The sequence below is a fragment of the Niameybacter sp. genome, from assembly GCF_036655075.1.
Classification (GTDB): domain Bacteria; phylum Bacillota; class Clostridia; order Lachnospirales; family Cellulosilyticaceae; genus Holtiella.
The window spans coordinates 1-10,234 of the sequence record NZ_JAVVQU010000065.1 but is presented as its reverse complement, the minus strand read 5'-3'; the positions used below and the strand labels follow the sequence as shown (position 1 = coordinate 10,234).

General features: G+C 36.6%; 12 protein-coding genes. 1 reads left to right on the top strand and 11 read right to left on the bottom strand.

The genetic code is table 11. The features are described from left to right. Positions 1 to 304: hypothetical protein (locus tag RRY75_RS13050; RefSeq protein ID WP_332717135.1), on the bottom strand; the 304-nt coding region annotated here is incomplete at its 3' end. Between the two features lie 172 nt (positions 305 to 476). On the opposite strand from RRY75_RS13050, the gene RRY75_RS13045 reads away from it, so the two are divergent. Then, positions 477 to 623 carry a hypothetical protein gene (locus RRY75_RS13045; protein ID WP_332493137.1) on the top strand — a complete coding sequence of 49 codons (147 nt, stop codon included), beginning with the start codon at positions 477 to 479 and terminating at the stop codon, positions 621 to 623. A gap of 256 nt (positions 624 to 879) precedes the next feature. Here RRY75_RS13045 and thrB read toward each other — a convergent pair whose 3' ends face one another. The 10 genes from thrB to RRY75_RS12995 all read right to left on the bottom strand — a co-directional run. Next, on the bottom strand, positions 880 to 1,788 hold the full coding sequence (gene thrB / locus RRY75_RS13040; RefSeq protein ID WP_332493138.1) for a homoserine kinase: 909 nt from the start codon (positions 1,786 to 1,788) through the stop codon (positions 880 to 882). A gap of 78 nt (positions 1,789 to 1,866) precedes the next feature. Continuing rightward, a complete protein-coding gene (tmk, locus tag RRY75_RS13035) occupies positions 1,867 to 2,490 on the bottom strand; it encodes a dTMP kinase (protein ID WP_332493139.1) in 624 nt (207 codons plus the stop codon). Positions 2,491 to 2,588: 98 nt separating this feature from the next. Beyond that, the gene (locus RRY75_RS13030; protein WP_332493140.1) at positions 2,589 to 3,089 is read right to left on the bottom strand and encodes a DUF4825 domain-containing protein; all 501 of its coding nucleotides are present in this window, start codon (positions 3,087 to 3,089) and stop codon (positions 2,589 to 2,591) included. A gap of 60 nt (positions 3,090 to 3,149) precedes the next feature. Beyond that, positions 3,150 to 3,377, bottom strand: a complete 228-nt coding sequence (locus tag RRY75_RS13025) for a hypothetical protein (RefSeq protein ID WP_332493141.1) — start codon at positions 3,375 to 3,377, stop codon at positions 3,150 to 3,152. 89 nt (positions 3,378 to 3,466) lie between these two features. Next, the gene (locus RRY75_RS13020) at positions 3,467 to 4,675 is read right to left on the bottom strand and encodes an aspartate kinase (RefSeq protein ID WP_332493142.1); all 1,209 of its coding nucleotides are present in this window, start codon (positions 4,673 to 4,675) and stop codon (positions 3,467 to 3,469) included. Between the two features lie 141 nt (positions 4,676 to 4,816). Beyond that, complete coding sequence (locus RRY75_RS13015) at positions 4,817 to 6,034, bottom strand: cofactor-independent phosphoglycerate mutase (protein ID WP_332493143.1); 1,218 nt, start codon at positions 6,032 to 6,034, stop codon at positions 4,817 to 4,819. A gap of 107 nt (positions 6,035 to 6,141) precedes the next feature. Then, positions 6,142 to 7,359 carry a homoserine dehydrogenase gene (locus RRY75_RS13010; RefSeq protein WP_332493144.1) on the bottom strand — a complete coding sequence of 406 codons (1,218 nt, stop codon included), beginning with the start codon at positions 7,357 to 7,359 and terminating at the stop codon, positions 6,142 to 6,144. Between the two features lie 14 nt (positions 7,360 to 7,373). Beyond that, positions 7,374 to 7,817: an ACT domain-containing protein gene (locus RRY75_RS13005; protein ID WP_332493145.1), complete on the bottom strand. Its 444-nt coding sequence runs from the start codon at positions 7,815 to 7,817 to the stop codon at positions 7,374 to 7,376. A gap of 233 nt (positions 7,818 to 8,050) precedes the next feature. Next, positions 8,051 to 9,161 (bottom strand): peptide chain release factor 2 gene (gene prfB / locus RRY75_RS13000; RefSeq protein ID WP_334309725.1). Its coding sequence is split into 2 segments (ribosomal slippage): positions 8,051 to 9,085 and positions 9,087 to 9,161, totalling 1,110 coding nucleotides; the frame shifts between segments, so codons are not numbered across the junction. A 112-nt stretch (positions 9,162 to 9,273) separates the two neighbouring features. Continuing rightward, a partial coding sequence (locus RRY75_RS12995; RefSeq protein ID WP_332527933.1) for an MFS transporter occupies positions 9,274 to 10,234 on the bottom strand: 961 nt, incomplete at its 5' end.

Genomic DNA, 10,234 nt, shown 5'->3' with positions numbered 1-10,234 from the left:
GGGTAATTGATCCTAAATTAACTTCATATTGTTTCAAATCTTGATATGGATCTTCTATTGTATATGGTATATCTTCTTCTAATTGTAAGTGATTTAGTATATTTTCAAATTCTTCAAAAGTAAAGAATTCTTTTATTTGAGAATATATCTCTTCTTTTTTTCTTCCCTCCATTTTTAACATTTTAACAATTCTTTCATCAATCCTAAATAATTTTCCTTCTTCATAAAAATACAAACAAAATTCATTTTTAAAATCAAACAACTTATAGGCTTTAAATTTTGTACCTAAATACTTACTATTCATAAAATCCTCCTTGATTTTAGTATTTGTAATTTATTTTATCATAATTTATTTCTTTCGTGTTATTTATTTAAAATTTTCTTTTTTTTATAATTTACTTATGTTATATTATTTATGAGTGAACATTCACTCTATATTTTTTATATATCAATATTACATATTGGAGGTGATACTTATGTTTGAACAAATTAATCAACCTGCTGCTGTGAAAGGTTGGCCACCATGTTTGTGGTGTGACGCAGGCGATACTTGCTTTGATCTCAACTGTGTATTTTGTGATGGTGGTAGCGATGATAAGCATAACCCTACTCCTAATCCTTAAAGGAATATTAGCTATAGGGGTTTAAGTTCAAAATGGAACTTATACCATTGAATTTACTTAGTGTTTTCTAAGAAAAGTATAGTGAATAAGTTAAGCTAGCAAATTAAATCCCTATATCCTGTATTATTTGAACACCACTTTAACAAGAAAATAGCTAGTAATATCTTCTGAATAAATGTAAGTCTAAAAATCCACAAAAAAGGTGATACCACAAAACTAGTTACTTCGTTTTGTGGTATCACCTTTTTTATTATATCTAATATCTTAACTCTTCATCAATCCATACTTTTGCGCCACCAAGGTCTGCTTGAAGCATCTGAACTTGCCAGTCATGTTCTACCCCTGTTAGAAAGTCTACCATCTCTCTTCTAAAAGATACAACATTTCTTACAACAGCAATAAGGGTAGGACCTGCACCACTTAAGAAAGTTCCCTTTGCCCCACACGCCCTAGCATGTTCTAAAATTCTTCCCATGTTTGGAATCAAGCTTTCACGATAAGGCTCATGGAAACGGTCTTCCATTGCCATACTTAAGTTCTCCACATCCCCTGTAATCATAGATGCTGCTAGTAGTGCTGCTCGGGATGCATTGAACACGCCATCTTTAAGTGGAATTTGCGCAGGAAGTGCCTGTCTTGCCTTTTCTGTAGATAAAGTAAAGTTCGGAATCATCACTGCAAAGTGTAAATTCTCTGCTACCTTCACCTTTACATACTTCATATCTTCCTCGTTCATAGCACCTATTGTCATTCCACCTAAAAGCGCAGGTGTAGTATTGTCTGGGTGTCCTTCTAGTTGTGCTGCCATCTGTACAAGCTCTTCCTTGGAAAAGAAACTATGACTCATAGCATTGGCAATATGTAGCCCTGCCACAATACAAGCTGCGCTACTTCCAAGCCCCCTTGTATGTGGAATATGATCTTGCTGAATAATGCGTATCCCAGGAACAGGCTTGCCAATCTCCTTATAAAAATGGCAAATACTCTTATAAATAAGATTGGTCTCATCTGTCGGTATATCCACACTACCTTCTTGAATGATAATCTCAAGTCCTTCTGGAATTTCTTCCGCATATGCAATGTTATACATTTGTAATGCCATCCCTATACTGTCAAACCCAGGTCCCATATTAGCTGTTGTTGCAGGTGCTTTTACTTTAATCATCGCTATAATCTCCTTTTTCTCTACGCTTACTTGCATATCAAGTCTCATAGTTTTAGGAAAGGTAAGCGTCAAATTTTATTATTGCATTGCTTCTACTTTGTCTCTAATAATCTCGTAAATCTCTTCTATCATTGCATCCATAGGTTTGGTTCCATCCACAACTACAGTTGGATCCTCCCCTTGTGCACTTATCATTTTGTAAGCTTCTTCTACTTTCTTGTGGAAAGCATAGCCTTCTAAGTCTAAACGGTTGATGTCTTCTACACCCTTTTTTCTTTCCATACTTACTTCTACTGGTATATCAATAATGATATTGAGGTCTGGATAATGACCTTCACAAGCAAAGTCATTAAGCATGCGCACATCTTCCATGCCAAGTGCTCTAGCACATCCTTGATAGACTAATGAACTAATATGGAAACGGTCTGTAATCACAATTTTCCCAGCTTCTAATGTAGGAATCACCTTGCTCACAAGATGCTCACGTCTTGCTGCTACATAAAGTAAAAGTTCTGTCTTAGGGTCCACATGAAAATCCATAATGTTATTGCGAATAGCTTCTGCTGAAGGAATACCACCTGGCTCTCTCGTTACAACTACCTCATACCCAAGAGCCTCCATCTTTTCCTTTACAGCCTGCGCTGTTGTTGTTTTTCCTGTAGCTTCTCCACCTTCTAATGCTATAAATACACCTTTTGCCATAGTTAAGTCCTCCTCAAGCTAGTTATCTACTTAGTATAAGCTATTATAAATCAAACTATGTCCTTGTGTCATCCTATTCTATTCACCATGTGAACGAACTATGGGGTGAGTTGATTCAGAAGCGTTTGGATTCCTGCCTCTGATTTTGCAAATGCTTTAATATCTTTTCCTAAAGCATCTGTTGCTTGTTTTTGAGTAACATACAGCGTAATAAGTATCTCTTCTCCATCTTCTATATAAGGATAAGAACACTGAACTTCATTAGCATTCTCAATCAAAGCCAAAATCAAAAAAGCTTTATCTAATAGTTTCAAGTCAAAAGCCTCTCTATCACTAACATATTCTTCAAAATTTAGCTTAATCCAATAAGGTATTTCATCTGTTTTAAGTTCTACAGAATAACTTCCTAATTCCTCAGCCATATTCAATAAATTAAGTACTTTACCATTTGCAGAAGCATCCCCAATATAAGGATTTTTATCTAAAAAAAGTTGTTGGGCATAAGATGAGACTTTTACCTGTGAAGAATCATCATTTTTTGGCTGGCACGAAACACAAAACAACATAACCATTATTGCAACAATTATCAACCTCTTCATAAAACAATTCACTTCCCCTATAATATCTGTTTATTTCTCTGAAAACTATGCTCATAATAGTTAGTCTCTAAGTCCCTTATCCACCAGTATCCCAAATATATAGTACTCATAATATGTAACTCCCGGCAGTTCATCTTCAGGCATAAAATTACCTTTGATGTTAATGGAGTATCCAAGTCCATAATATATTCCTGAACCACCATCATCTGCCGTTATAGAAATTGTAAATATAGGTTTTTCAAAGCCTTTAACTCTAAACCAGTCAAATATCCCTGTTAAAATAGCCATTTAGTACACCTCACTTCTCTAGAACGCTAAAATAAAAAATAGTGGTAAAAGAAGCAATGTACTTCCTCCTACCACTGTTCTTTTTTCAACTAGTCTACAAGTTGAAATGCATCATGAATCGCATTCATAGCTTTGTTCATATCTTTTTTATCAATTAAGATAGAAATTTTAATTTCTGATGTTGAAATCATATGTATGTTAATGTTTGTATCATACATCGCTTCAAACATTTTAGAAGCTACACCTGCATTGGCAACCATACCTGCACCTACTACAGATACTTTTGCTAAGTTTTCATTGTAGTCTACATCTTTAAGTCCCCAACGATCCATATGTGTTGCAACGATTTCTTTAACTTCTGGAAGCACTGTATCTTCTACTGTGAAAGAGATATCTTTTGTACCATCGCGTCCAATGGATTGAAGAATAATATCTACGTTGATATTCTTTTTAGCTAACGTTGTAAATACATCAAAAGCCTTACCTGGTGTATCCTCAATTCCTATAAGGGATACACGTGCAATTTTATCATCTCCTGCTACACCACTAATTAACATTCTCTCCACTTTACATGCCTCCTTAACTACTGTTCCTTCTGCTTTTGTTAAACTTGATCTTACCACAAGCTCTACATGATATTTTTTTGCAAGCTCTACTGAACGATTATGAAGCACCTTTGCTCCAAGTGATGCTAATTCTAACATCTCATCATATGTAATCTCTTCCATCTTAGCTGCATTCTTAACAATACGTGGGTCTGCTGTATAAACGCCTTCTACATCTGTATAGATTTCACACTTGTCAGCATGTAATGCTGCTGCAATAGCTACAGCTGTTGTATCAGAACCTCCACGCCCTAGTGTTGTAATGTCATCAAAACGATTCACACCTTGGAATCCTGTTACAATGACAATATTCTTTCTATCTAGTTCACGACGAATACGGTCTGGCTTAATTTTTTTAAGACGGGCATTCATATAAGTGGATGTAGTCATCATCCCTACTTGATAAGCATTGAGTGAAGTCGCTGGATAACCTAGCTGGGCAAGTGCCATAGACATAAGTGCTACAGATTGTTGTTCTCCTGTTGATAAAAGCATATCCATCTCACGCTTAGAAGGTTTGTCACTAATTTCTTTAGCTTTTGCGATTAAGTCATCTGTTGTATTGCCTTGAGCTGAAAGTACAACAACAACATCATTTCCAGCTTTATAAGTTTCAGCAATTCTTTGCGCTACATTAAAAACTCTTTCTGCATTTGCAACTGAACTGCCTCCAAATTTTTGTACAATTAACACGTTATCTCCTCCTTCATATGGGTAATCTAAATTTTAGGAATTACCCCATTATATCACTCTATTTTAGCATATTACAATAATTTTCTTATGAATAATTATACTTTAGTAGAATTATTCAATCGTTTTCTACGTTGTTTATTTTTACATTATGAAATGTTCCATAAGTTCATGACCCTTTTCATAATGTATACCTGTCCTCTTAGCATATCGCTCACTGTAGCATTTCAGCTGATCTACTTCATCCTTTTGCGTAGAATCATAAATCATATAGGGTACCGGTTCAGAAGTATGTGTTCTTAGCCTTACTGGCGTAGCATGGTCTGGCAGTACCATTAACCTAAAGACTTCCCCATTTTCTTCCAGTGCTTTTACAATAGGTCCTATAATCTTTTGATCAATTTGAGAAATAGCTAACACTTTGTTTTCGTGTTCATTCCGATGTCCACATTCATCCGGACCTTCTAAATGAATATACACGAAGTCTTGCCCATCTTCTAGCAGACACTTAATAGCTGCATCTGCTTTGCCTTTATAATTAGTGTGTACATTTCCAGTTGCTCCTTCTACATCAATAGAAGTCATACCTGCTCCTATACCAATACCTTTAATCAAGTCTACCGCGGAAATTACCGCACCACTTATACCATACTTTGCTTGGAACTGTGGAAGCTGTGGTTTGATCCCTTCCCCCCAAATCCAAATGCTATTGGCAGGCTTTAGTCCCTTTGCCTTTCTGGCTTGATTAATAGGGTGATCTTTCAGAATGTCATAACTTTTTTTCATGAGCTCCCAGATTTCCTCAGCATGGTCACCTTCTGGCTTGTAAGCGCCAATACACTGTTCCAAAATATCATGTGGCGGTGTGAGCTTCACCTTTGTACTCCCTTTATCCCATACGAGTAAATGTCTATAACTTATGCCTGGATAGAACTTACGTGCTTCATCACCTAGTGCTGCCTCTACTGCTTCTATGAGCACCTTTGCTTCTTCTGTAGAAATTTCATCACAGCTATGATCTAAGATAATTTTATCTTCATATGCGCCTTCTACCTCACTTAATGTCACCACATTGGTTCTAAAGGTTACATCACTCTCTTGTAGCGTAACTCCCATACTTAGTGCTTCTAATGGACTTCGTCCAAAATAATACCGTTTAGGGTCATAACCTAGTACCGATAAGTTGGCCGTGTCACTTCCCTTTGCACAGCCTTCTGGAATAGTACTTACTATTCCAATTTCACTATAGGGTGCTAAAGCATCTATATAAGGTGTCTTGGCATACTCAAGGGGCGTCATACCACCTAAGGCGTCAAGTTGCTCATCGGCCATACCATCTGCTAATACCACTACATATTTCATTTACTCACCCTCAATCTTTGTATTCTTTCTATTTAAAGTAAGCTTTCTTACTATCTTTATACTTTCGGCCCAATGCTTGTTACACATTAGCCTAAGCCGAGTTTCTATTATTTTTCTATATAAATTTTGCTAATCACTTCTACATCCTTGAGTTGACTAAGCTTCTCTTCAAGCTCTTGAATAGGGGCACACTCAGTAATAAACGCATACTCATCTGCCTTAAGTGGCGCAATACATTCAACTTTTCCAAAAGCCTCTTGAACAACTTGTTCATGTGTAAGTGCATTCCCTTTAAGTCTTACAAAATAATGCACTTTACATCCTTCATAAGCTTCAAGTGCTACTTTCTCACGACTCCAGAAGCACATAATATTTGTTGATTGATGTTTTGCGGCATCTATAATGTCAGCTACCATTGCACTTGCTGTAGGTAACTTCCCAGCACCTCTACCATAGAACATGACATCACCAACCATATTCCCCTTCACAAGTACTGCATTAAATACATCATCTACTGTAGCTAGGGGATGGTTGTTCGGAATCATAGTAGGTTGTACGCTTGCATAAATTCCGTCTGGTGTATTTTTGCAACTGCCTAAAAGTTTGATACTATAACCAAGCTGTGCGGCATAATCCATATCTTCTTTTTGAATCTTAGTAATGCCTTGTGTATACACATCTTTGTAATCCACGTGTTCTCCTAAGGCAAGTGAAGCTAGAATAGCAATTTTACGACACGCATCATGCCCTTCTACGTCAGCTTCTGGATTTCTTTCAGCATAGCCTAATGCCTGTGCTTCTTGTAACACATCTTCAAAGGCTCTACCCTCTGTTTTCATTTTTGTTAAAATAAAGTTGGTTGTGCCATTTAAGATACCTGTTATTTCATAAATTTCATCAGCTGTTAATGCACTATTAAGAGGTCTAATAATAGGTATCCCCCCACCTACACTCGCTTCAAATAAGAAGTTACAGTCATTTTGTTTTGCAACCTCTAAAAGTTCTGGCCCATGTGCTGCTACGAGTTCTTTGTTAGAAGTCACTACACTTTTACCTTTTAAAAGCGCCTCTTTTACAAAACTATAAGCTGGCTCTACTCCACCCATAGCCTCTGCTACAATTTTAATTTCTTCATCATTTAAAATGATGTTCATATCCTTTACAAACTTATCCTTTAGAGGACTATCCTTAAAATCTCTAATATCTAAAATATATTTTACTTCAATTGGCATATCCGCTTTTTTAGCAATACTTGCTTGATTGGTTAATAACACTTCTACTACACCAGACCCCACTGTTCCATATCCTAATACTGCTACTTTCATATTCAATCTCCTCCTTATTCCCTTGCTAATAGTTTAATGCTCTGAACCCCATCTATTATTTGAAGCTTCTCCATAAATGTGCCTATTCCCATCTGTACATCCTGTGTTTCCATACATATATTAATCAGCGCTACACCATTCATAGGTATCATTTGATTGATTGTCAAAATATTTCCACCTAGACTTGCAATATAATTGAGTAACTCTGATAGCCTACCTGCTTCATCTTTTAATCTAATTAAAATAGTAATCGTTTGCCCTCCACCCTTTTCATAAAAGGGCATAATCGAATCTTTATATTTGTAAAATGAACTACGGCTAATGCCCACTTTTTCTGTGGCTTCTTGTACTGTCATTCCCTTTTGGGTCTCAAGCAAGTTCTTTACCTCCATTACCTTAAGGAACACCTCTGGTAATACCTCTTTGTCAATAATGTAAAATTGCTTGTTCTCTCTCATCCTATTCTCCTTGTGCGCATATGGTGAACATTTGTTTTTTATATACAGACTATATCATAATATTTGTAGTTTTTCAACACAACAAAGACCTTATTCATATTTTTTCATTACTTTGCCTAATGTAAGCCTTTTCTTACACTTATCTATTGTTTAAATTAGTGTGTCTATTTTACACAAAAAAAAATTCTTCAGCCTGTGCCTTGCAAGCCTGAAGAATTTTGCTACTTCTCTCATTAATCTTTTTGGTGAATCCACACTAAGTAGGCGTTCATAAATCGGTCAATGTCCCCATCCATAACTGCACCTGTATTTCCTGTTTCTTCACTTGTACGATGGTCTTTAACCATATTATAAGGATGGAACACGTAAGAACGAATTTGACTACCCCAGCCAATATCCTTTTTCTCACCACGAATGCCATCAAGTTGTGCCATTCTCTCTTCTTCTTGTTTTTCAAAGAGCTTAGCCTTTAACATTTGCATAGCTTTCTCACGGTTTTGGATCTGAGAACGCTCATTTTGGCACTGTACAACAACACCTGTTGGTGTATGAGTAATACGTACAGCAGAGTCTGTTGTATTGATATGCTGTCCACCAGCACCTGTTGCACGGTAAGTATCAATACGTAAGTCCTCTGTACGGATTTCAATTTCTATCTCATCTGTAATCTCTGGAATAACATCACAGGATGCAAAAGATGTATGACGTCTCCCTGATGAATCAAAGGGTGAAATACGTACAAGACGGTGAATGCCCTTTTCAGCTTTCAAGTATCCATATACATTTTCTCCATTGATTTGGATAGTCACAGACTTCACACCTGCTTCGTCTCCTTCAAGGAAGTCAAGAAGTTCTACCTTGAACCCTTTCTTGTCTGCCCATCTTGTATACATACGATAGAGCATACTTACCCAGTCACACGCCTCTGTTCCACCTGCACCTGCATGAAGTGAAAGGATGGCATTGTTGGCATCATAGTCTCCATCAAGTAGGGTTGCAATACGCATTTGTTCATAACCATCTACAAAAGTATCGGCTTCAGCTTGAGCTTCACTTGCCAAGTCTTCATCCTCTTCTTCTTTTGCCATTTCAATAAGTGTCATGACATCTTCGTAGCTACCACATAGTTTGTTGTACTGCTCAACTATATTTTTAAGCCCTTTTAACTTTTGAAGTGTACGTTGGGCTTTGTCCATATCATTCCAAAATTCTGGTGAACCGGATAACGCTTCTAACTCTGCTATTTCATCTTCATGTTTAGCAATGTCAAAGAGAGTTCCCCATTTCCACTAATTTTGCATTGTAAGGCTCTAGAGATAACCTAAGTTGATCTAAATCTAACACAATATCACTTCCTTTTTCGTTTCGTTATAGACTATTATAGCATACTCTCTGATACTCAAATAGCTTTTCTTATTTTTCCTCGCCTTACAAGTCTTAATCAAATATTTTCATTTTAGATTAGACTTGTACTTTTATCCGTAGATTCAACATTTTCTTCTACTCTTTTATAGAAGAAAATCAGACAAACGAAGAATAAGACCATACTCACAAGTAAAATATAGAAAGCTGCCCTCATGCCAATCTCATCTACAACCTTACCAAAGACCAAGTTAAACCCAATATCAAACAAAGTTGCCACACAAAGGATCATCCCTGTGGCAGAAGCAATGCAATCTTTTGGATAGTAGTTTTGTATCATAAGTACAAGCGTTGGATAGAGGATAGAAAATGCCAGCCCTGCAACACTTAGTACGATAGCTGTACTTGATCCACCCGCTATTCCAACAGTATATAATAAGGTTCCAATACTTCCAAAAATCAAGATGCTTTTCTCTATGCCTAACTTCTGTACCACTGGTGCAAAGATAAGTCGGCCTACTGTTATGCCTCCAAAGAAAATGGAAAGTAATACAGCTGCCTCATCATGTTCTAGACCTAGTCCCTGAATCCCATAAAGTAAAAACCAATTCAAAATACCATGCTCTGCTATAAAATAGAATCCAAAGATTAAAATACAATAGACAAAAGCTGGATTTTGCAAAATACGTCTATACGAAATAGCTACTTTTTCTTTCCCTTTAACATCCGGCATATTAAAGAACCATAAGATAAGCATACCTATCAAGGCTCCCCCTAGCAATACGCCATTGACCATCTTCCAATTGACTATATCTACTGCTACTCTACCTACTATATTTTGTGCACCACTTGTTCCAATCCCTTGTATAAAGAAAAGTATATTGACAATCAATCCTGGTGATGCGGCAAAAATAACTGGTACCAAAATATTAATGGTTGTATTCATCAATGTAGATGCACCCATACACAAGAACATCCCCACGAGCAACAGTATATAGCTATCGCCTCCTACAAATAAAAGCGCGCCTACCAGCCATATCCCAAGTGTCATTAAA

Coding starts and splice junctions, on each gene's coding strand:
- thrB (WP_332493138.1), bottom strand. CDS start 1,788: ATGATTAAAGTAAAAGCACCTGCAACAACAGCTAATATGGGACCTGGG.
- RRY75_RS13045 (WP_332493137.1), top strand. CDS start 477: ATGTTTGAACAAATTAATCAACCTGCTGCTGTGAAAGGTTGGCCACCA.
- RRY75_RS13030 (WP_332493140.1), bottom strand. CDS start 3,089: ATGAAGAGGTTGATAATTGTTGCAATAATGGTTATGTTGTTTTGTGTT.
- RRY75_RS13015 (WP_332493143.1), bottom strand. CDS start 6,034: ATGAAATATGTAGTGGTATTAGCAGATGGTATGGCCGATGAGCAACTT.
- RRY75_RS13025 (WP_332493141.1), bottom strand. CDS start 3,377: ATGGCTATTTTAACAGGGATATTTGACTGGTTTAGAGTTAAAGGCTTT.
- RRY75_RS13010 (WP_332493144.1), bottom strand. CDS start 7,359: ATGAAAGTAGCAGTATTAGGATATGGAACAGTGGGGTCTGGTGTAGTA.
- tmk (WP_332493139.1), bottom strand. CDS start 2,490: ATGGCAAAAGGTGTATTTATAGCATTAGAAGGTGGAGAAGCTACAGGA.
- RRY75_RS13005 (WP_332493145.1), bottom strand. CDS start 7,817: ATGAGAGAGAACAAGCAATTTTACATTATTGACAAAGAGGTATTACCA.